The sequence below is a fragment of the Actinoplanes sp. URMC 104 genome (genome assembly GCF_051386375.1).
GTDB lineage: Bacteria > Actinomycetota > Actinomycetes > Mycobacteriales > Micromonosporaceae > Actinoplanes.
The window spans coordinates 858,976-881,774 of record NZ_JBPQTO010000011.1; the positions used below are offsets into that span (position 1 = coordinate 858,976).

A 22,799-nucleotide genomic window follows, 5' to 3' on the forward strand; every position below is an offset into this window, starting at 1 on the left:
GCTAGGTCCGTACGTACTCGCCCGGCCCGTCGCCGAGCACCGGATGCTTCTCTCCCCCGACCGGCGGGGGCGCCACCAGCTCGCCGGCCCGCTCCGCGCCCCAGGAGGCCCAGTCCTCCCACCACGAGCCGGAGTGCCGCTCGGCACGCTCCCGCCACTGCTGCGGGTCGTCGGGGTAGTCGGCGCCGGTCACGTACCACGCCTTGGCGGACGGCGGGTTGACGATCCCGGCGATGTGGCCGCCGCTGGACAGCACGAACCGGGCGTCGCCGCGGACGTGCCGCAGGGTCGCGTACGACGAGGTCCACGGCACGATGTGGTCGTTGATCGCGGAGACGATGTAGAGGTCGTTGTCCACGTCCTCGAGGTGCAGCCGCTGCCCCCGTACGGTCAGGTTGCCCTTGACGAAGTTGTTCTCCACGTAGAAGTTGCGCAGGTAGAACGAGTGCATCGCGGCCGGCATGCGGGTCGCGTCGGAGTTCCAGGCGAGGATGTCGAACGCCGGCGGCTGCTTGCCCATCAGCCAGTTCGACACCACGTAATTGAAGATCAGATCGTTCGGCCGCAGGATGTCGAACGTGCCGACCATGTCCTTGGCCTCGAGGTAGCCGCGGCGCTCCATCCGCCGCTCCAGCTTCGCCACCGTCTCCTCGTCGGTGAACCGGCCCAGGGCGCCCGGGTCGGCGTAGTCCACCATCGTGTTGAGCAGCGTGATGGTGCCCAGCCGGTCGTCGCCCGCCTCGTCGAGGTAGGTGGCCGTCATCATGGTCAGCGCCCCGCCCAGGCACAGCCCCACGAAGTCGATCGTGTCGGCGCCGGTGATGTCGCTGACCACGTCCATCGCCGCGCGCGGGCCCTTGACCAGGTAGTCGTCCATGGTGGTGCGGGCCATCGTCTCGTCCGGGTTGCGATAGCTGATCGCGAACACCGTACGGCCGTGCTGCACCGCCCACTCGATGAAGCTGCGCCCCGGCGCGAGGTCCATCACGTAGTACTTGTTGATCCACGGCGGGCTGCACAGCAGCGGCACCTCGTGCACCTGCTCGGTCTGCGGCAGATACTGCAGCACCTCGATCAGGTCGCTGCGGTAGACCACCTTGGCCGGTGTGCACGCCAGGTTGCGGCCCACCTCGAACGGCGAGGTGTCCACCTGCCGGGGCCGCCCGTTGTTGTGCAGCAGGTCGTCGGTGAACTGCCGCGCCCCGTCGACCAGGCTGCGGCCGCCCGTCTCCAGCGCGCGCTTGAGCACGGCCGGGTTGGTCGGCACGAAGTTCGTCGGGGCCATCGCGTCCTGCATCAGCGACCAGGCCAGCTCGGCCTTGCCCGCCTGGGTGCGGTCCAGGTCGGCGGCCTGCAGCAGGTCGAGCCCGTACTGCCGCCACGCCAGATAGGCCTGCCGCAGCCCCCAGTACGCGGGGTTCTCCTCCCACGCCGGGTCGGCGAACCTCTTGTCGCGCGGGTCGACCGGCATGGGCCCGTCGGTCGTGCGCCCCACCATCCGGTTGAGCGTCGCCGTGCCCGCGTTCCACAGCCGCTCCCCCAGCCGCAGCGTCAGCGACGTCGCGGCGAGCGGGCTGTGGGTCGTGGCCCTCGCCGCGGCCGCCAGCGCCCGTCCCAGCAGGGCGGGGTCGTTGTCGGCGAACAGCGACACCTCCGGCGCCAGCGCACCGGCGGCCTCCGCTCCCGCTCCGTTCGGCTCGGTCATGACGCCTGCCCGTAGTAGCGGAACAGCAGCTCGGCGACGCACACCGGCTTCTCCTGGCCCTCCCGCTCGAAGGTGAGCGCGAACAGGACCTGGGAGCCGCCCGACACCTCGGTGACGTCGAGGACGCGCAGGTTCATCCGCACCCGGCTGCCCGCCGGCGTCGGCGAGGTGAACCGCACCCGGTTGAGCCCGTAGTTGAGGATCTGCGAGGCGCCGCGGACCTCGAGCAGCTCGTAGAGCAGGCCGGTGGAACAGGACAGGACGAAGAAGCCGTGGGCTATCGTGTCGCCGAACGGGCCGGATCTTGCCCGTTCGACGTCCACGTGGATCCACTGCTCGTCGCCGGTCAGCGTGGCGAACGTCGAGATCTGCTCCTGCGTGACCGTCAGCCAGCGCGAGCTGCCGAGATCACGACCCTTGAGCGTGGCCAGGTCGTTCACTTCAATCACTTCAGGCACGCCGCGAACGTAAGTCGCCCTCCCGCCGCCCCGACAGACGTCCTTCCGCTGACCGGGAACGCGATGACCGGCGTGATCGGCCCTCCGCGCCATGAGCCCCCACCGCAACCATCGCCAGGGAGGTCTCCGCAGCGATGGCCGGGGGCTGGGGCAGCGCCCCAGAGGGCTCAGGACGACAGCTCCGCCCGCACCCGTTCGAGCATCCTCCGGTGGATGGCGTCGGCGTCCTCCTCCCAGCCGAAGACGCACACCGAGGCGATCCCGTCGAAGCGCACCTCCCGCAGAGTGCCGAAGAACGCGTCCCAGTCCAGATCACCGTTGCCGATCTCGTTGTGCTGGTGGACGCGCGCGTCGGCGCCGGGTGGGTTGACGATGTAGCGGTTGCCCACGTTCGCGCGGTGGTTGTAGCAGTCGGCTATGTGCAGGTGGGCGAGCCGCTCCCCGGCGTAGCGCAGCATCCGGCCCACGTCGCCGGCGCCGTCGGAGAGGTGGAAGGCGTGGGGGGCGCAGAAGCAGTAGTTCGCCCACGGCTTGTTGAGGCCGCGCACGATCTGCACCGCGTCGTCGTTGCGCTCGGCGAAGTCGTACGGGTGGGCCTCCAGGTGCAGGCGCAGCCCGTACCGCTCGAAGACCGGCGCCAGCTCCTCCAGGGACTTGTAGAACGCGTGCTCGGAGCGCAGCGGGTCGCGCGGGTCGCCGGAGAGCTCGGACATGACGACCGAGACCTCCAGCTCCGCGGCGATCTCGAGCAGCCGCTTCCAGTTGCGCACCTGAGCCTGGCGTTCCTGCTCGTCGGGCGAGGACCAGTTGAACACCGGCACGAGCGACGAGATCCGTACGCCGGTCTCGGTCATCGCCTTCTTAGCCTCGGCGACCATCGCGTCGTCGGCCTTGGGGTGGCGGTGCCAGAAGAACCAGTCGGGCCGCGGTGACAGCTCCAGATGCTCGTAGCCCAGGTCGGCGGCCTTGCGCAGCTCCTCGGGCACCGACAGCGTCGCGTGGTACATGGCGGGGTCGAGCGCGATCTTGACCATGGTCAGGCCTCCGGGGCGTAGAGGGCGGGCCGGTCCCGCAGGGACACCGGGACGCGCTGCCCGGAGGAGAGGGCCTCGACCCCGGCGTCGCAGACCACGGTCGCCGCGTAGCCGTCCCACGCGCTCGGCCCGGTCGAGCGGCCGTTGGAGGCGGCGTCGACCCAGGCCTGCAGCTCCACGTCGTACGCCCGGACGAAGCGCTCGCGCCAGTCGGCGGGGATCCGGCCGCCGAAGCCGCCGTCGCGCCGCAAAACGATCCGGTTGGTGTCGGCCAGCGCGACGGTGCCGATCTCGCCGACGACCTCGCCGCGGATGTCGTAGCCGTACCCGATGTTGACCGCGGCCTCGACGGTGGTGAGCGCGCCGTCGCTCATCTCGAGCAGCAGCACGAGCGGGTCCTGCAGGTGCGAGGCGGCGCGGCTGCTGCGCCGCGGCTTGGCCACCTGGACGGCGGCGACCTCGGCGCCGAGCAGGTAGCGGGCGGTGTCGATGTCGTGCACGCACGTGTCGACGACCATCCCGGCGCTGGTGACGGCGTCGGGCACCGACGGGTTGCGGTGCGCGGAGTGGAACAGCAGCGGCGCCCCGATGTGGCCTGAGGCGATCACCTCGCGCATGTCGCGGTAGCCGTCGTCGTAGCGGCGCATGAACCCGACCATCGTCAGCCGGCGGCCGGCCGCCACCTCGGCGTCGAGGATGCGGTCGCACGCCTCCCGGGTGGTGGCCAGGGGTTTCTCGCAGAAGACCGGCTTGCCCGCCGCGATGCAGGCCAGCACGTACTCCTCGTGCGTCGACCCGATCGATGCGACGACGACGGCGTCCACGTCGTCGGAGCCGATCAGCTCCGCCCCGTCGCCGAAGACCTGCGCGTCGGGGAGGGCTCCGGCGACCGACTTGGCCCGGTCGAGGTCGACGTCGGTGACCGCGGCGACCCGCACCCCGGCGAGCACGTGGGTGAGCCGCCGGATGTGGTCCTGCCCGATCATGCCGACGCCGATGACGCCCACGTCGAGGGTCATGCCGCGCTCCCGGGGGACGAGTAGGGCCAGCGCCGCACCGGGCCGAGCCCGCAGCCGGCGAAGTACCCGGCGGTGCGGGCGGCGATCGGCAGTGGCACGTCGGGTTCGACGGGGTAGAGGTCCTGCTCGACCACGCAGAAGATGTCGCGGCCGAGCGCGGCGAGGGCGTCGAGCAGCGGCGGCATCGGCGGGTCCCCGTACGGCGGCTCGACCATCGCGCCGAGCTTGACCGCGTCGCTGAGCGGCAGGCCCTCGCGGCGCACCCGCTCGCGCACCTGCGGGTCGACCTGCTTGAGGTGCACGTACGTGATGCGGTCCGGGAACCGCTCGACGATCTGCAGGTTGTCGCCGCCCGCGTACGCGATGTGCCCCGTGTCGAGGCACAGGTTGACGTACCGCGGGTCGGTGTCGGTGAGGAACCGCTCGATGCGCTCCTGGGTGTCGACGTGGGTGTCGACGTGCGGGTGGAAGACCAGCCGTACGCCGTGCTCCTCGAAGATCACCCGGCCGAGCTCGTTGGTGCCGGTCACCAGGTTGCGCCAGTGCTCGGCGTTGAGCTCGGCGGCCTCGGTGGCCTCGCCGCTGTGCATGTCGGTGTACTGCTCGGGCAGGTGCACGAGGTATTCCGCGCCGACCGCGCTGAGCAAACGCGCCTCCCGGCCGAACGCGTCGATCGCCCGTTTGAGCGCGTCGTCGCCCTGGTGCAGGGCGGCGAACACCGTGCCCCCGCAGACCTTCAGCCCACGCCGGTCCAGCTCGTCGCGCAGCCGCGCGGGATCCTGCGGCAGGAAGCCCTGCGGTCCCAGCTCGGTCCACTGGTATCCGGCGCGCGGCACCTCGTCGAGGTACTGCGTCCACGTCACCTGGTGCGGGTCTTGCGGGAACCACACGCCCCAGGAGTCCGGCGCGGTGCCGAGCCGCAGGCGGGACAGGTCTCTCATGGCTGGTCCTTTCACTACAGCAGCGGACGTTGGGAGGCCTTGTGGGCCTCGTAGACGGCGCGGGCCTCGCGGGTGCTGTCCAGCTCGGCCACCTCGGGCACCGGCACGTCCCACCAGCTGTCCGAGGACGGGACGGGCGCGAGCGGGTCGGTCTCGATGTGCACGGCGGTCGTGACGGTCGCCGCGCGGGCCTGTTTGATCGCGTCGCGGAGCTCGTCGACGGTGCGCACGCGGATGACCTGCGCGCCCAGGCTCCCGGCGTTCGCGGCGAGGTCGGTGGGCAGCTTGTCGCCGGTGTCGCGGTAGCGGTAGGCGGTGCCGAAGCGCTGCGAGCCCAGCTTCTCGGACAGCTCGCCGATCGAGGCGAACCCGTGGTTCTGGACGATGACGACGATCAGCTTGACGTGCTCGGCCACGGCGGTCGCGATCTCCTGGGCCATCATCAGGTACGAGCCGTCGCCGACCAGCGCGAACACCTCGCGGTCGGGGGCGGCCATCTTGATGCCGAGCGCGCCGGCGATCTCGAAGCCCATGCAGGAGTAGCCGTACTCGACGGAGTACTGCTTGGGGTCGGTGGCGCGCCACAGCATCTGCAGGTCGCCGGGCATGCTCCCGGCCGCCTGCACGACCACGTCGCGCGGGCCGATCGTCTCGTTGAGCGCGCCGAGCACCTCGCTCTGCGCGGGCAGCGGCCCGTGCCCCAGGTGGTAGGCGCGGTCCACGACCCGGTTCCAGTCGGCGGTGAGGCCGCGGATCCGAGCCGTGTACGCGTCGGCGACGTGATAGCCGGCCAGGGCCTCGGCCAGGGCGTCCAGACCCGTACGGGCGTCGGCGACCAGCATCACGCCGGCGTGCTTGGCGGCGTCGAACGCGGCGACGTTGAGGTTGACGAACCGCACGCCGGGGTGCTGGAACGCCGTACGGGAGGCCGTCGTGAAATCGCTGTACCGGGTGCCGACGCCCAGCACGACGTCGGCCTCGCGGGCCAGCGCGTTGGCCGCCTGCGAGCCGGTGGAGCCGACGCCGCCCACGGCGCACGGGTGGTCCCAGTTGATCGCGCCCTTGCCGGCCTGGGTGTCGGCGACCGGGATGCCGGTGGCCCGCGCAAAGCGGCGCAGCGCCTCGGTGGCCTCGGCGTAGATGACGCCGCCGCCCGCGATGATCAGGGGGCGTTCCGCGGCGCCGAGCACGGCCGCGGCCCGGTCGAGCGCGGCGGGCGAGGGCATCGCACGGTCGACATGCCACACCCGCTCGTCGAACAGCTCACCGGGGAAGTCGTACGCCTCGGCCTGCACGTCCTGCGGGAGGCAGATGGTGACCGCGCCGGTCTGCGCGGGGTCGGTCAGCACCCGCATCGCGCCCAGCAGGGCCTGCGGCAGCTGCTCGGGACGCCACACCCGGTCGAAGAAGCGCGACAGCGGCCGGAACGCGTCGTTGACCGACACGTCGTAGCCGGCGGGATCCTCCAGTTCCTGCAGCACCGGCGAGGCCGCCCGGGTGGCGAAGATGTCCGACGGCAGCAGCAGCACGGGCAGCCGGTTGACCGTGGCCAGCGCGGCGCCGGTCAGCATGTTCGTCGAGCCCGGGCCGATCGAGGCCGTGCAGGCCAGCGTCTGCAGCCGGTTGAGCGTCTTGGCGTAGCCGGCCGCGGCGTGCACCATGCCCTGCTCGTTGCGGGCCAGGTAGTAGGGCAGGTCCGCCTCGCCGGTGCGCTGCGCCTGCAGCAGCGCCTGCGCCAGGCCGGCGACGTTGCCGTGCCCGAAGATGCCGAAGCAGCCGGGCACCAGCCGGCGCCGGACCCCGTCGCGCTCGCTGTGCTGCACGGCGAGGAACCGGACCACCGCCTGGGCGACGGTCAGCCGCACGCCCACGGCTAGACCGCCACCGGGAAGTGCATGTGCCCCGCGTGCTCCTCGGGCTGGTCGAGCTCGGGCCAGCGAGCCGTCACGACCTTGCCGCGGGTGTAGAACTTGATGCCCTCGGGGCCGTGGATGTGCTTGTCGCCGAAGAGCGAGGCCTTCCAACCGCCGAACGAGTAGAACGCCATCGGCACGGGCACCGGCACGTTGATCCCCACCATGCCCGCGGCCACGTCGCGCTGGAACCGGCGGGCCGCCGAGCCGCTGTTGGTGAAGATGCAGGTGCCGTTGCCGTACTCGTTGCGGTTGATCAGGTCGATGCCCTCCTGCACGGTGCCCACCCGGACCACGGCCAGCACCGGCCCGAAGATCTCGTCGCGGTAGACGTCCATGTCGGGGGTGACGTTGTCGAACAGCGTCGGTCCGACGAAGAAGCCGCCGTCGCCGCTCGCCTCGCGGCCGTCGACGAGCAGGGTGGCGCCCGCCGCCACACCGCGGTCGATGTAGTCGACGATGCGGTCGCGGGAGGCCGCCGTGATCACCGGACCCATCTCGGAGTCCTCGCTACTGGCCGGACCCATCTTCACCGCGCGGGCCTTCTCGGTGAGCTTCTCGACCAGCGCGTCGCCGGCGCTGCCGACGGCGACGGCCACCGAGATCGCCATGCAGCGCTGCCCGGCCGAGCCGTACGCGGCGGCGGTGATGTGGTTGGCCGCGAAGTCCAGGCTGGCGTCGGGCAGCACCAGGCAGTGATTCTTGGCGCCGCCCAGCGCCTGCACGCGCTTGCCCGCGGTGGTGCCCCGCTCGTACACGTGCTTGGCGACCGGCGTCGAGCCGACGAACGAGACGGCCGCGATGTCGGGGTGGTCGAGGATCGCGTCGACCGCGGTCTTGTCGCCGTGCACCACGTTGAACACGCCGTCGGGCAGACCGGCCTCGGCGTACAGCTCGGCGAAGAAGTTCGAGGCGGACGGCACCCGCTCGCTGGGCTTGAGGATGAACGCGTTGCCGCAGGCGATCGCGACCGGGTGCATCCACATCGGCACCATGACCGGGAAGTTGAACGGGGTGATGCCGGCGCAGACGCCGAGCGGCTGGCGGAACGAGTACGAGTCGACCTCGGTGGAGACCTGGTCGGAGAACTCGCCCTTGAGCAGCTGCGGCAGCCCGCAGACGTACTCGGAGATCTCCATGCCGCGGACCACCTCGCCCTTGGCGTCGCCGAACACCTTGCCGTGCTCGCTGGAGACGATGCGGGCCAGCTCGTCGGCGTGCTCCATGACCAGGTTGCGGAAGTTGAACATCACCCGCGCCCGCCGGGTCAGCGACACCTGGCTCCACTGCTCGAAGCCCTTGCGCGCGGCCGCCACCGCGGCGTCGACGTCGCTGGTCTCCGCCAGGACGACCTCGGCCTGCTGCCGGCCGGTGGCCGGGTCGAAGACGGGCGCGGTGCGGGTGGACGAGCCGTGGGCGGCAGATCCGTCGATCCAGTGCTGAACGGTCTTCATGGTGCTTCCTTCTCCTCAGAGCAGGCCGACCGCGGCGTCCACCGCTTTGGCCACGTCGTCGTCGGGCGGGTAGAGCAGTGACCGGCCGACCACCAGGCCCAGGACGGTCGGCAGGGCCAGCGCGCTGCGCCAGCTCTCGAGGGTGGCCTCCTGGTCGGCGCCGACCTCACCGCCGAGGATCAGCGCGGGCAGGGTGCTCGCGGCCATGACCCGCTCGAGCTCGGGCACGACCGGCAGCTTGAGCCACGTGTAGGCGGAGGTGTCGCCGAGCCCGGCGGCCACCGAGATCACCCGGATCATGGACTCGGCCGTCAGGTCGTTGCGGATGCGTCCCTCGATGCGGTGCGACAGGAACGGCTCGACCATCGCGATGAGGCCGCGTGAGGCCAGGTCGCTCACCGCCCGGCCGCACGCCTCGAGGGTGCGGACCGTCGACGGGTCGTCGGGGTCGATGCGCAGCAGCATCTTGCCGCCCTCGAACCCCCGCCGGTCGATCCCCGCGGCGGTGTAGCCGGTGAACCGGTCGTCCATCTCGAACACCGTGCCGGCCAGGCCGCCGCGGTTCATCGAGCCGAACACCGCCTTGTCGTCGAGCGCGCCGAGCAGCAGCAGGTCCTCCAGGACGTCGGCGGTGCCCAGCACGCCGGTGACCCCGGGCCGGGCCAGCGCCACGCAGAGCCGGTCGAGCAGGTCGAACCGGTCGGCCATGGCGAGCGGCCGCCGGCCGGCGCGCAGCGCGCCGCGGGCGGGGTGGTCGAGCGCGATGATCATGTGGCGCTCGTGCGCGCCGGGCCGCTTGCGCGCGGCCGCCAGCTCGGTGATGCGCCGCTGCCCCGAGACGCGGGCCGTGACCAGCTCGCGGATCCGGTCGTCACGCATGGCCGGCCTCCCGCAGCTTGCGCTCGACGGCGGCCTCGTCGGGCATGGCGTCCGAGCAGGCGAGCTGCCCGGCGACCAGCGCACCGGCGGCATTGCAGAAGTGCAGCGTGCGCTCGAGGTCCCAGCCGGAGAGCAGCGCGTGGCACAGCGCCCCGCCGAAGGCGTCGCCCGCGCCGAGCCCGTTGACCACCTCGATCGGCACGGGCTCGACCTCCACGGTGTGCTTGGCGTCGCGGCCGAGCACGCCCCGCGGGCCCTGCTTGACGATCGCCAGCTCGATGCCGCGGTCGATCGCCTCCTGGGCGGCGTCGGCGGGCGACCGGTCGCCGAGCGCGGTGTGCCATTCGTCGCGGTTGCCCACGGCCACCGTGACCAGCGGCAGCGCGCGCTCGACCCAGGAGTGGGCCTCGTCGCGCGACGACCAGAACATCGGCCGGTAGTCGAGGTCGAGCACGGTGATCCCGCGCCGGTCGCGGGCCTCGAGCGCGGCCAGCGTCGCGCTGCGGCTGGGCTCCTCACTCAGCCCGGTGACGGTCACCCAGAACACCCGCGCGTCGCGGACCGCGTCGAGGTCGAGCTCCTCGGGGCGGATCTCGAGGTCGGGCGCCTTGGGGAAGCGGTAGAACCAGAGCGGGAAGTCGTCGGGCGGGAAGATCTCGCAGAAGGTGACCGGGGTCGGCAGGCCGGGCACGCCGGTGACGTACCGGTCGTCGACGCCGTAGCCGCGCAGCGCGTCGTGCAGGAACTCGCCGAACGGGTCGTTGCCCGTACGGGTGATCACCGCAGCGCGGCGGCCGTGGCGGGCGGCCGCGACGGCGACGTTGGTGGCGCTGCCGCCCAGGTACTTGCCGAAGGTCTCGACCTCGCGCAGCGACACCCCGACCTGCAGCGGGTAGATGTCGACGCCGATGCGGCCCATCGTGAGCACGTCGAAGACGGTCATGGCATCACGACCCCTTGATGCCGGCGGGCGGCAGGTGGGCGAAGTGCGCGGCGTCGTGCTCGCGGAAGTCGTCCTCGAGCTCCTCCAGCGTGCGCCCGCGCGTCTCCGGGCACAGCCGCCAGACGAAGAAGAACGACCCGGCGTTGACGAGCGCGAACAGCCCGAACGTCAGCGTCGCGCCGAGAGCGCCGACCAGCAGCGGGAAGACGAACGAGATGATCGTGTTGGTGGTCCACAGCACGAACACGGCGGCGCCCATCGCGAACCCGCGGATGGTCATCGGGAAGATCTCCGAGAGCAGCAGCCAGATCAGCGTGCCGATGAACGTCTGGACGAAGAACACCACGACCAGCATCGCGGCGAGGATCAGGTAGGCGCGGGCCCGGGACTCGGGCAGCAGGAACATCAGCCCGAGCAGCAGGTGCCCCGCGGCCACGCCGACGAACCCGGTGATCACCAGCGGCCGCCGGTTGATGTGGCCGAGCAGGTAGATGCCGAGGATCGTGCCGCCGACGCCGACCACGCCCACGGCGATCGTCAGCACCAGCGCCGCGCTGGTGCCCACGCCCGCCGACTCCAGAATGGTGGGCGCGTAGTAGTTGACCGTGTTGATGCCGGTCGCCTGCTGCACCACGGCCAGCCCGATGCCGATCCACATGATCCGCCGCATCCACGGGAAGGCCCGCAGGTCACGCAGCGCGGCGCCCTTGTCCTCGCCCACGTCGCGCCGGGCGTGCATGACGATGACGTTGTACTCCTCGGCGGCTTCCGCCGGGCCGCGGCTCAGCTCGAGCACGTGGCGGGTGTCGTCGAGGCGGCCGCGCACCGCGGACCAGCGCGGCGACTCGGGCAGGAAGAACAGGCCGATGAACAGCGCGATCGCCGGGACGACCGCCACCAGCAGCATCCAGCGCCAGATGTGCGCGCCGCTGAACAGCGCGTCGATCAGCGCGTTGATCGCGAAGGCCAGGAACTGCCCACCGACGATCATCAACTCGTTGATCGTGACCATCCGGCCGCGCCGGGTGGCGGGCGCCATCTCGGCGAGGAACAACGGCACGGTCGCCGCGGCGGCGCCGACGGCGAGGCCGAGCACGATGCGAGCGACGACCATGACCTCGAAGTTCGGCGCCAGCGAGGTACCGATCGTGCCGAGGAAGAACAGGATCGCGCAGACCCGCAGGCTGCCCTTGCGGCCCAGCGCGTCGGCCAGTTTGCCGCCGAGCAGCGCGCCGAACATGGCACCGAACAGCAACGAGCTCACCACGGTGGCCTCTTGCAGATCGCTCAGGCCCAGATCGTCCTTGAGAAATGGCAGCGCGCCCGAGATGACGCCGGTGTCATAGCCGAAGAGCAGGCCGCCCAGCGTCGAGATCACCGTGAGTTTGATCAGGAACCGGGGGTTGCCGCCGGGGCTGCCCACTTCGGCGGAGCCACCGTGCACGGGATGAGCCGACATCGTGAATCTCCCTTCACGCGCCCGGGGAAAAGGCAGACGCATCGAACGCGATCAGACTGCTCCGCGCTCCGGAAAGGCGACAACTCGAGGAGGCAATAAGGTCGGATGCCAACACCGGGCCGTGCCGGGGTTCACATTTCCGGGAGATTTCGTGGTGCGCTTTTCACACGATCTCCGGCGTACGGCGGGGCACCCCGGTGGTGGATCGGATCACCAGCGCGGGCTCCAGAACTATTTCGCGGGCGTCGATGCGTCCGCGGTCCAGCCGTTCGACGACCGCCTCGACGGCCGCCTCGGCCATCCGGGTCACCTCCTGGCGCACGGTGGTGAGGTCGATGAACGACAGCCGCGCGACGCCGCTGTCGTCGAAGCCCACCACCGACACGTCCCCGGGGACGTTCAGCCCGGCCCGCAGCAGGGTGCCGAGCACGCCGTGGGCGCAGCGGTCGTTGCCCGCGAAGATCGCGGTCGGCAGGTCCCCGCCGGCGAGCAGATCCCGGACGGCGGCGGCGCCGGACTCCTCGGTGTGATCGCCGGGCAGCACCCGGATCCGGTCCGCGAGCCCGCCCTGCCGCATCGTCTGCTCGTAGCCGCGCCGCCGGTGCACCGAACCCGGCAGCCCGTCGCCGTCCACGTGGACGATCGACCGGTGGCCCAGCCCGATCAGGTGCTCCACCGCGAGCCGGGCGCCCTGCTCGTCGGCGATCCGCACCACGTCGACGCCCTCGCCGGCCGACCGCCGGGCGATGTCCACCACCGGCAGCCCCTCGGCGGCCATCGCGAGCTGCGCGGCCGCGGTGGCCGGGCCGAGCAGGATCATCGCCTCGCAGCGGTTGGCCAGCAGCTCCTCGACCGCGCGGCGCTCGTCGCGGCCCGCGCCCAGCGCGCCGAGCACCACGTGGTAGCCGTACCGCTCGGCGGCCGGGTGCAGGGCCTCGACGAGGTCGACGTCGAACGGCTGGCGCAGCGTGAACAGCACGCCGAGGTGCCGGCTGCGGGTGCGGCGCAGCACCTGGGCGGCGGCGTTGGGCCGGTAGCCGAGCTCCGCCGCGGCCTGCAGCACCCGGTCGCGGGTGGCGCGGCTGGCGCCCGGCGCGCCGCGGAACACCAGCGACACGAGCGCCTGCGACACGCCCACCCGGGCGGCCACGTCGCGCATCGTCGGCCGCGTCAGCCGCTCCCCGTTCATCGGGCCACCTGCCCGTTTGCCGGCCTGCTCACCGGCCTGCTCGCGAGCCCGCCCACCGGCCGGCTCATTTGCCCGCCCGCCGGCCGGCTCGGTTGTCCACTCGCCGGCCGGTTCGGTTGTCCGCCCGGCGGCCGGTTCGGTTGTCCGCCCGGCGCGCCGGCGATCAGCAGGCGCACGCCGGCGCGGCGCAGGGTCTGCTCCACACAGCTCGGCGGCCGCTCGTCGGTCACCAGCGCGTGGAACCGATCGAGCAGCCCGAGCCTCAGCGGCGCCGACCCGGTGAAGCTGTCGTGCCGGGCGACGAGCACGATGCGGGTGGCAACGCCGATCAGGGCGCGCTTGACCGCGGCCTCGGCGTCGTCGCGGGCGTACGCGCCCCGGTCGTCGAGCGCGTCGACGCCGAGGAACAGCAGCTCCACCCGCAGGCCCTGGGCCGCGGCCACGGTGCCCGCGCCGACGAAGGCGGAGATGCGGGGCGTCACCTCGCCGCCGAGCCCCACCAGCCGCGGCGGGCGGGGGCGGCTCATCAGCAGCTGGATCGTCGGGATGGAGTGCGTGACCACGGTGCCGCGGTAGTCGCCGGGCAGGGCGCGGGCCACCTCGTAGCCCAGCCGCCCGGCGTCGACCGCGATGGTGTCGCCGCGCTCGACGAGGCCGGCCGCGCACCGGCCGATGCCGACCTCGGCGTCGTCGCCGGCGCCCAGCCACCGCCCCGACTCGTGCAGGGCCGGGCCCGACAGGCTGGCGCCGCCGTGCACCGTGCGCACCTGGCCGTCCTCTTCGAGGTGCCGCAGGTCGCGCCGGACCGTCATGTGCGACACGTCGAACCGGCGGGTCAGGTCGGTGATCGACAGGAAGCCCTCGGCCCGCAGCGCCGTGAGCATCGCCTCCCGCCGGTCCGTCGCGTTGCGCACGCGCGTCTGCATCTGGCCTCCGCCGGCTACTAGTACGTATTAGTAGTACGAACTAGCGGCCAGTGTGGGCGGAGCCCTCGACCACGGTCAAGGGCCCTGCCACCCAGCGTCGATCGGGCGAAATCAGCCAAAAGCCACGCGCACGTCGTCGGCCGGGTCCGGCGCCGGGTCGATGACGGGAGCGTCCTCGGAGGGCGGGCCCGCCTCCACGATGACGGCCGGGTCGATCCGCAGCACCGCGTAGCCGCCGACCGCGCCGGCGCCGAAGCCGGGCGCGAACACCCGTACCGGCTGCTTGATGACGCCCTCGGCGCGGGCGTCCACGATGGCCAGCGGGATGCTCGCCGCCGACGTGTTGCCGACGCTCTCGATGTTGAAGTAGAGCCGGTCCGGGGTCAGCCCCGCGTCGCCTGCCAGCTTGATGACCATGGTCTTGTTGGCCTGGTGCGGCACGATCAGCTCGATGCTCTCCAGCAGCGTGGGCGCGGCGCCGTCCGGGTCGGGCTGCGCGCGCAGCTCGTCGATCATCTGCTTGAGGTAGCGGCCGGCCAGGTTGCGCACCTCGGGGCCGTACACGGTGATGTTGTTGTCGAACTCCGGGTTGGGCCAGACGATCGAGTTGACCTCGCTGACCGGTCCGCTGGCGTACGTCTGCAGCACCTCGATGTCGGTGCCCTCCCCCGGCCCCGCGGGCCCGATGACCATGGCCGCCGCGCCGTCCCCGAAGATCATGCGCGGAGGGCGTACGGTGCCGATCTTGTCCGAGAACTTCTCCCCGCAGACCAGCAGCACGGGGCGCTCCACCTCCTGCAGCAGCCGGGTCGCCTCCGACAACCCGTACGGCAGCCCCGCGCACGCCGCCACGATGTCGCACGAGGCGTGGGTCTGCTGCATGCCGAGCTGACCGGACAGCCAGGTGGCCAGCGACGGCATCAGCCGGGTGCTCGTGCAGGTGCAGAACAGCACCGCGCCGATCTCCTCCGGCCGCCGGCCCGCGTGCCGCAGCGCCGCCTCGGCCGCCTCCAGGGCCAGGTCCTCCAGCGGCCGCGCCGAGTACACCCGCGTCTCGATCCCGGTCTTGTCGCTGATGTCCTGGGCCGACATCGGCGACCAGCTGAACGCGGTGTTGCGGATCAGGTCGTCGTTGGTGCACAGCCGCTCGCCCTTCACCGCGGCCAGCGCCTCGATCCGGGGCAGCACCCGGAACCGCTCGCGCACCCGCACCGGCGGGTACGGACGGACGGGTTCGCGGGCCTCGACGTGCCGCGACGTGCCGAAGCCGCGGTGCGCGACGCCCGAGCGGCCGTCGGTGGCGCGGCGGATGAAGTCGAGCACGTCGCGGCTGCGCGGGTGGAACACGATCACGTAGTCGTCGTCGCGCAGCTGCGACACCGGGGCCAGCTCGGTGCGGTCGCGGTCCCACGGGTACTGGTTGTGCAGCACCATCGCCCACCGGTGCAAAGCCTCGAGCTCGGGCACGTCCTCGCTGCAGTCGAGGATCTGCTGGTAGCGGTACATCGGATAGTCGGGCTCGTAGGTGTCCAGCCGGTACGTCAGGCTGTCCGGCTCGGCGAGGATCTGCTCGACCGTGGGCTTGATCGGCGGCAGCTCGGTCGCGTGGAACCGCCGGTGCCGCAGCACGTCGAACAGCACCGCGAAGATGCGGTCCTCCACCTCGGCGTCCCAGGTCGGGGGCAGCGCGGCGTACTGGCGCTCGACCGCGGCGACCTTGCGCTCGGCGTCGACCCACGGCGTGAGCACCGGCAGGAACACGTCCTCGCGGTTGCGCGGCACGTCGCGCCAGCGGGTCGGCCGCTTCTCGTACATCGTCATCGCGAACCGGTTCGCCCAGAAGAGGTTCAGCGCGACGTCGCGCATGAGCGCGTAGCGGGTGTCGTAGTGACCGCCGGCCTCGATCCGGCGCAGGATCTCGGTGCCGTCGGGCGCCTTCGTCTCGAAATCCCGGCGGATCACCGCGGCCAGCTGGTCGAGGTTGCTGATCACGGTGAAATCCAGCTCGGGCTGGAAATTGCTCGGGAAAACGAGACGGTCGTGCCCGTTGATGACGAAAGGCTGCATAGCACCTCGTTACCTCCTTTTCGCCGGATCAAGGAGGGGCCATTCACATGCTGGCATTTGCCGGCGGCCGTTTTCCACAGGCCGGAAGAGCGCTTGTGCCGCCGCGCGGATTCGGCATAAAAGGAGCGCATGTTCCGTCGAATCGCGATCGTCAACCGTGGAGAGGCCGCGATGCGACTTATCCACGCCGTGCGGGATCTGTCCGCGGAGTCCGGGAGCAGGATCGAGACGATCGCGCTCCATACCGACGAGGACCGGGAGGCCACGTACGTCCGGGAGGCGGACGTCGCGTGGCCGCTCGGCCCGGCCTCGGCGCGCCCCTATCTCGACCATCCGCTGCTCGAGCGCGCGCTGCGCGACAGCCGGGCCGATGCGGCGTGGGTGGGCTGGGGGTTCGTCGCCGAGGACCCGGCGTTCGCCGAGCTGTGCGACCGCATCGGGGTGACGTTCGTCGGGCCCAGCGCCGAGGCGATGCGGCGGCTGGGCGACAAGATCGGCGCGAAGCTGATCGCCGAGGAGGTCGGCGTGCCGGTCGCCCCGTGGAGCCGGGGCGAGCTCGCCACGCTCGAGGACGCGCTGCGCGCGGGTGAGCAGATCGGCTACCCGCTGATGCTCAAGGCGACCGCGGGTGGCGGCGGGCGCGGCATCCGCATGGTGGCCTCGCACGCGGACCTCACCGACGCGTACGAGCGGACCAGCCAGGAGGCGCTGCGGGCGTTCGGCTCCGGCGTGGTCTTCCTCGAACGGCTGGTCACCGGGGCGCGGCACGTCGAGGTGCAGGTCATCGCCGACGGGCAGGGCACCGCGTGGGCGCTGGGCGTACGGGACTGCTCGGTGCAGCGGCGCAACCAGAAGGTGATCGAGGAGTCGGCGTCGCCCGTGCTGACCGCCGACCAGGCGGCCGAGCTGCGCGAGTCGGCCGTCCGGCTGGCCCTGGCCGTGGACTACCGCGGCGCCGGCACCGTGGAGTTCCTCTACCACCCCGGCGAGAAGCTGTTCGCGTTCCTCGAGGTCAACACCCGGCTGCAGGTCGAGCACCCGATCACCGAGATCACCACGGGCGCCGACCTGGTCAAGCTGCAGCTGCACGTGGCGAGCGGCGGACGGCTCACCGGCTCGCCGCCCGCCGAGCTCGGGCACGCGATCGAGGCGCGGCTCAACGCCGAGGACCCCGACCGCGACTTCGCGCCCAGCCCCGGCCACATCGCGCGGCTGGTGCTGCCCGCCGGCCCGGGCATCCGGGTGGACACCGGCGTCAGCGAGGGCGACACGATCCCGGCCGCGTTCGACTCGATGATCGCGAAGATCATCGCGTACGGGAAGGACCGCGGCGAGGCCCTGGCCCGGCTGCGGCGCGCGCTGGCCGAGACCACCGTGATCATCGACGGCGGGGCGACCAACAAGAGCTTCGTGCTCGACCTGCTCGACCAGCCCGAGGTGATCGACGGCAGCGCCGACACCGGCTGGATCGACCGCGTCCGGGCGCAGGGCCGGCTCGTGGCCCACCGCGGCTCCGCCGTCGCGCTGGCGGCGGCCGCGATCGAGGCGTACGAGGACGAGGAGGAGGTCAGCCGGCAGCGGCTGTTCGAGACCGCGCACGGCGGCCGTCCGCAGGTCCGGCACGAGATCGGCCGCCCGCTCGGCCTCAAGCTGCGCGGCACCGGCTACCAGGTCAGCGTGGCGCGGCTGAGCGGCCGGCGGTTCCGGGTCGGCATCGCGGCCGGCGGCGACGCGCACGAGGCCGACGTCTCGCTCGTGCGCTTCGACGAGCACCGCGGCCGGATCGAGGTGAACGGGCACGGGTTCCGCTTCGTGTCGGCCGTGCACGGTCCGATCCACTTCGTGGAGGTCGACGGCGTCGCGCACCGGATCAGCCGGGACGAGGGCGGCGTGGTGCGCGCGCCCGCCCCGGCGCTGGTCGTGGCCACCCCGCTCGCGGTGGGCGACGAGGTGGACGCCGACGCGCCGATCCTCGTGCTCGAGAGCATGAAGATGGAGACGGTGCTGCGCGCGCCCTTCCACGCCCGGGTGCGCGAGCTCCCGGTGTCGGTGGGCAGCCAGGTCGAGACCGGCGCGCCGCTGCTGCGGCTCGAGCCGCTGTCCGACGCCGAGGTGGCCGAGGAGAAGGCCGGCGAGACGGTCGACATCGACCTGCCCCCGGTCTCCCCGTCGCCCGAGCGGGACCTGCAGGACCTGCGCGGGCTGCTGCTCGGCTTCGACGTGCCGCCGCGCCTGCCGGCCGGCTACGTGGCCGCGCGCACCGGACCCGTGCCGGGCGAGGTCGAGCTGCTCACCATCTTCGCCGACATGAGCGAGCTGAGCCGCAACCGCCCCGGCGACCAGGTCGACGCCGAGCCGGACAGCCAGGTGCACAGCCCCCGCGAGTACTTCCACAGCTATCTGCAGAGCCTCGACGTGGAACGCGCCGGCGTGCCCGAGCGGTTCCGCGCGCGGCTGTGCCGGATGCTCGGCCACTACGGCGTGACGGACCTGGAGCGTACGCCCGAGCTCGAGTCCGCGGTGTTCCGGATCTTCCTGGCCCAGCAGCGGACGACGGCCGACGCCGCAGTCGTGTCGGAGCTGCTGCGGCTGTGGCTCGCCGGGCCGCCGCCGCTGCTCGCCGAGCCCGCGGGCCTGGCCCTCGAGCACCTGATCGAGGCCACCCAGGTGCGCTTCCCCGCCGTGGCCGACCTGGCCCGCGGCGTGGTGTTCCGCTGGTTCACCCAGCCGCTGCTGCGCCGCACCCGCGCCCTGGTCTACGCCGGGGTCCGCGCGCACCTGCGCTACCTGGACGAGAACCCGGATGCGCCCGACCGTGCCGAGCGCATCCAGGCCATGGTCGCCAGCGCCGAGCCGCTGGTCCGGCTGATCGGGCGGCGCCGCGGCCGGCCCGGACGCGACCTGACCCCGCTGCTCGAGGTGCTGACCCGCCGCTACTACGGCACCGCCGCGCTCAGCGACGTGACCGTGCGCGAGTCCGGGGGCTGCAAGTTCGTCGCCGCCACGCACACCGGCCCGCGCGGCGTGACCCGGCTGCTGTCCACCGCCGTGGACTTCGACGGGCTGCCGGACACCCTCGACGCGGTGCGCAGCCTCGGCGCGGACGTCGCCGACGTCTACGTCACCTGGGAGAACCAGCCCGGCGTGGACGAGATGGCCGTACGCCTGCGGGAGATCCTCGCCGGTCAGCCCGAGCCGCTGCCGCTGCGCCGCATCACGCTGACGATCGCCGGAAGCCGCGGCGTCGCGATGCACCACCACTTCACGTTCCGCGGGCTCACCGAGGACCGGCTGATCCGGGGCCTGCACCCGCAGATCGCGCAGCGGTTGCAGCTCAACCGGCTGCGCGGCTTCGAGCTGACCCGGCTGCCGTCGGCCGACGAGGACGTCTACCTCTACCGGGCGGTGGCGCGCACCAACCCCGCGGACGAGCGGCTGATCGCCATGGGTCAGATCCGCGACCTCACCGCGCTGCGCGACGCCGAGGGACGGCTGGTGGCGCTGCCGGCGCTCGAGGACGCGCTGACCGCGGGCCTCGAGGCGATCCGCGCGGCGCAGCCGGCCAAGCGGTTCGACACCAACCGGATCATGATGTACGTCTGGCCGTCCGCCGAGCTGCCCTCCGACGACCTCAGCATGCTGATCCAGCGCATCCTGCCCACCACGGCCGGCGCCGGCATCGAGGAGGTCCAGTTCATCGCGAGCCGGCGCGACGACGCGGGCGAGCTGTCCGAGGTGAACGTGCGGATCGTGCCCGAGGTGGGGCGCGGCGCCCGCCTGCACGTGGGCAAGCCCTCCGCCGAGCCCGTCGAGCCGCTCGACGACTACCGCCAGAAGGTGCTGCGCGCTGCCCGGCGCGGCACGGTCTATCCGTACGAGCTGACGTCGCTGCTCGGCGACTTCGTGGAGCACGACCTCTCCGACGCCGGGGAGCTCGTGCCGGTCGACCGGCCCAAGGGCGGCAACACCGCCGCGCTCGTCGCCGGCGTGGTCACCACCGGGCCGTACCAGCGGGTGCTGCTCATGGGCGACCCCACCAAGGCGCTGGGCTCGCTGGCGGAGCCGGAGTGCCGCCGGGTGATCGCCGCCCTCGATCTGGCCACGCGCCTCTCCGTGCCGTTGGAGTGGTACGCGTTGTCGGCGGGCGCGAAGATCTCGATGGATTCCGGTACGGAGAACATGGACTGGGTGGCGGCCGCGTTGAAGCGGATCGTGGAGTTCACCCAGGCCGGTGGTGAGATCAATATTGTGGTGGCCGGGATCAATGTGGGGGCGCAGCCGTACTGGAACGCCGAGGCGACGATGTTGATGCACACCAAGGGGATTCTGGTGATGACGCCGGATTCGGCGATGGTGCTGACCGGTAAGCAGTCGCTGGACTTCTCCGGTGGGGTGTCGGCGGAGGACAACTTCGGTATCGGCGGCTACGACCGGGTGATGGGCCCGAACGGTCAGGCGCAGTACTGGGCGCCCAACCTCGCGGCAGCCCGGGACGTGCTGATGGCCCACTACGAGCACACCTATGTGGTGCCCGGTTCCTCGGGACCGCGGCGGCTGGACACCTCCGATCCGATCGACCGGGACATCTCGGACTTCCCCCACGTGGTGGCCGGGACGGACTTCAGCACCGTCGGCGAGATCTTCTCGTCCACGGCGAACCCGGACCGCAAGAAGCCGTTCGACATCCGGGTGGTCATGCGGGCCGTCTCGGACCAGGACCATCCGGTACTGGAACGCTGGGCGGGGATGGCCGATGCGGAGACCGCGGTGGTGCAGGATGTGCACCTGGGTGGGATTCCGGTGTGTTTGTTGGGGATCGAGTCGCGGTCGGTGCCGCGGCGGGGGTTCCCGCCGACTGATGGGCCGGACACGTACACGGCGGGGACGTTGTTCCCGCGGTCGTCGAAGAAGGCGGCGCGGGCGATCAATGCGGCGTCGGGGAATCGGCCGTTGGTGGTGCTGGCTAATCTGTCGGGTTTTGACGGGTCGCCGGAGTCGATGCGTAAGTTGCAGTTGGAGTACGGGGCGGAGATCGGCCGGGCGATCGTCAATTTCGCCGGCCCGATCGTGTTCACGGTGATTTCGCGGTATCACGGTGGGGCGTTCGTGGTGTTCTCGAAGATGTTGAATCCGGCGATGACGGTGCTGGCGTTGGAGGGGTCGTTCGCGTCGGTGCTGGGGGGTGCTCCGGCGGCGGCGGTGGTGTTCACCGGGGATGTGAACCGGCGGACCGCGAACGATCCGCGGGTTCGTGAGGCGGAGGCGGCGTTGGCCGGGGCGTCCGGTGGGGAGCGGGGGGCGTTGGCGGCTGGGTTGGAGGAGTTGCGGGCTGCGGTGCGGACGGAGAAGTTGGGTGAGGTGGCGGCCGAGTTCGATCGGGTGCACAGCATTCAGCGGGCGGTGCAGGTGGGTTCGGTCGACGCGGTGATCAAAGCCTCCGAGATGCGGCCGCGGATCATCGAGGCCATCGACACCGCCCTGCGCCGGCAGCAGGGCTAGAAGCTCACCGGCCCCGTCCTCGCGTGTGCGGGGGCGGGGCCGTTTGCTGCCCGGCCCGGCCGACCGCCGCTTCCCGCGGCCGCGAGCAAGTGCTTCTCCCCCTTCACTGACCGCTGCCCCCTTGGTCGGCCGCAGCTTCCCGGCGTGCTGGTCAGCCTGTGGGTCACCCCTTCGCCTGTTCGTGGGCGACTGCTTCTCCTGCCCCTGGGCCGCCATCTCGGCCGCCGGCTGCTCAGCCGGGCAAAGCCGCCGCCCTTTCGTGTTGAACCGCCCGGTGGGCCACCGCCTCCGCCGTCCGCTGATCAGCTCGGCTGGCCAACGCCTCGCGGCCCGCGGTCCACCGCCTCGCGGCACGCGTCCACCGCCTCGCGGCCCGCAGCCCACCGCCTCGCGGCCCGCAGCTCACCGCCTCGCGAACCGCGGCCCACCGCCTCGCGGCCCGCGGTCCACCGCCTCGCTCGCCGCCGCTCAGCCGGCGAGGCCGCCGCCTGTCTTGCACGCTGATCAACCCGGCTGGCCGCCGCGCCGCATGCCGCCGCTCAGCCCGGCAGGGCTACCGCCTATTGCCAGGTGATCAGCCCGGCAGGCCGCGCCCCTCCTGCCAGCTGATCATCCCGGCAGGGGATGCCGCCCCTTCGCTTCATGATCAGCCCGGTGGGCCACCGCCTCCCCCGCCCGCCCAGGGAGTGGGGTGAGCCTACGCCGCGGGCAAAGGTCGCGAGGGAGCCTGTGGATAACTCGAGTACCGAGGGTCTGCCCAACGAGCGGGCCGCCGCTCGTCCAACTCACACGGCTCGACTCGGGATCGGGATTCGTCCCGGTCGGCATCGTGCCGAGAAAGCGGCACCGCGCCGAGTACGCGGCGTCGCGCCGGGGAAGCGGCGTCGCGCCGGGGAAGCGGCGTCGCACCGGGGAAGCGGCATCGCGCCGGGGAAGCGGCATCGCGCCGGGGAAGCGGCGTCGCGCCGGGGAAGCGGCGTCGCGCCGAGTACGCGGCACCGCGCCGGGGAAGCGGCACAGCGCCGGAAAGCGGCCGGCACTGCGCCGGGGTTTACGAGCCGCTTGCGCCGCTCACTCCGTCCCGGGTCGCGTCCTTGAGTTGCTGCACGCCCTCCGCAGATCCTGGCGATGGCTGCGCTGGTGGCGGACGGCGCCGGGCGCCGCAGAGACGTAACCCCACCTCAGCCCTCCCGGGCGGTGCCTGCCCACGAGATGCCCTGGCCGCCGAGTCCTGCACAGCGCGACCAAGCAGCAGCCCTTGGCACATCACGAACATGTTCGCTACGATCGTGTTATGTCACCGCGTCGGGAAC

14 protein-coding genes are annotated in these 22,799 nt (G+C 72.0%); 1 reads left to right on the forward strand and 13 read right to left on the reverse strand.

Annotated elements, in window-relative coordinates:
* Position 1 precedes the first annotated feature (1 nt).
* From ACSNN8_RS29860 to ACSNN8_RS29920, 13 genes are all read right to left on the reverse strand, one after another.
* Positions 2-1,705, reverse strand: coding sequence for a PHA/PHB synthase family protein (locus ACSNN8_RS29860; protein WP_436653231.1), 1,704 nt, complete (start codon positions 1,703-1,705; stop codon positions 2-4).
* Entirely contained in the window at positions 1,702-2,163 is a 462-nt protein-coding gene (locus tag ACSNN8_RS29865; protein ID WP_436653233.1) for a MaoC family dehydratase, read from the reverse strand. The genes ACSNN8_RS29860 and ACSNN8_RS29865 overlap by 4 nt, the downstream gene beginning before the upstream one ends.
* A 167-nt stretch (positions 2,164-2,330) precedes the next feature.
* Complete coding sequence (locus ACSNN8_RS29870; RefSeq protein WP_436653235.1) at positions 2,331-3,197, reverse strand: sugar phosphate isomerase/epimerase family protein; 867 nt, start codon at positions 3,195-3,197, stop codon at positions 2,331-2,333.
* Positions 3,198-3,199: 2 nt separating this feature from the next.
* A complete protein-coding gene (locus tag ACSNN8_RS29875; RefSeq protein WP_436653237.1) occupies positions 3,200-4,216 on the reverse strand; it encodes a Gfo/Idh/MocA family oxidoreductase in 1,017 nt (338 codons plus the stop codon).
* Entirely contained in the window at positions 4,213-5,157 is a 945-nt protein-coding gene (locus tag ACSNN8_RS29880) for a TIM barrel protein (protein ID WP_436653238.1), read from the reverse strand. Before ACSNN8_RS29880 ends, ACSNN8_RS29875 begins: the two co-directional genes overlap by 4 nt.
* A gap of 14 nt (positions 5,158-5,171) precedes the next feature.
* Positions 5,172-7,028: a 3D-(3,5/4)-trihydroxycyclohexane-1,2-dione acylhydrolase (decyclizing) gene (gene iolD, locus ACSNN8_RS29885; RefSeq protein WP_436653240.1), complete on the reverse strand. Its 1,857-nt coding sequence runs from the start codon at positions 7,026-7,028 to the stop codon at positions 5,172-5,174.
* A gap of 2 nt (positions 7,029-7,030) precedes the next feature.
* Positions 7,031-8,524, reverse strand: coding sequence for a CoA-acylating methylmalonate-semialdehyde dehydrogenase (locus tag ACSNN8_RS29890; protein WP_436653241.1), 1,494 nt, complete (start codon positions 8,522-8,524; stop codon positions 7,031-7,033).
* Positions 8,525-8,539: 15 nt separating this feature from the next.
* Entirely contained in the window at positions 8,540-9,403 is an 864-nt protein-coding gene (locus ACSNN8_RS29895) for a Cgl0159 family (beta/alpha)8-fold protein (RefSeq protein WP_436653242.1), read from the reverse strand.
* Entirely contained in the window at positions 9,396-10,346 is a 951-nt protein-coding gene (gene iolC, locus ACSNN8_RS29900; protein ID WP_436653243.1) for a 5-dehydro-2-deoxygluconokinase, read from the reverse strand. The genes ACSNN8_RS29895 and iolC overlap by 8 nt, the downstream gene beginning before the upstream one ends.
* A 4-nt stretch (positions 10,347-10,350) precedes the next feature.
* Positions 10,351-11,805: a sugar porter family MFS transporter gene (locus tag ACSNN8_RS29905; protein WP_436653244.1), complete on the reverse strand. Its 1,455-nt coding sequence runs from the start codon at positions 11,803-11,805 to the stop codon at positions 10,351-10,353.
* A gap of 163 nt (positions 11,806-11,968) precedes the next feature.
* Positions 11,969-12,994 carry a LacI family DNA-binding transcriptional regulator gene (locus ACSNN8_RS29910; RefSeq protein ID WP_436653246.1) on the reverse strand — a complete coding sequence of 342 codons (1,026 nt, stop codon included), beginning with the start codon at positions 12,992-12,994 and terminating at the stop codon, positions 11,969-11,971.
* Positions 12,991-13,920, reverse strand: coding sequence for a DeoR/GlpR family DNA-binding transcription regulator (locus tag ACSNN8_RS29915; protein ID WP_436653248.1), 930 nt, complete (start codon positions 13,918-13,920; stop codon positions 12,991-12,993). Before ACSNN8_RS29915 ends, ACSNN8_RS29910 begins: the two co-directional genes overlap by 4 nt.
* A gap of 111 nt (positions 13,921-14,031) precedes the next feature.
* Complete coding sequence (locus ACSNN8_RS29920; RefSeq protein ID WP_436653250.1) at positions 14,032-15,987, reverse strand: 3-oxoacyl-[acyl-carrier-protein] synthase III C-terminal domain-containing protein; 1,956 nt, start codon at positions 15,985-15,987, stop codon at positions 14,032-14,034.
* A gap of 129 nt (positions 15,988-16,116) precedes the next feature.
* Between ACSNN8_RS29920 and ACSNN8_RS29925 the strand changes: the two genes are divergently transcribed.
* The gene (locus ACSNN8_RS29925; RefSeq protein WP_436653251.1) at positions 16,117-21,486 is read left to right on the forward strand and encodes a carboxyl transferase domain-containing protein; all 5,370 of its coding nucleotides are present in this window, start codon (positions 16,117-16,119) and stop codon (positions 21,484-21,486) included.
* The last annotated feature ends 1,313 nt before the right edge of the window (positions 21,487-22,799 follow it).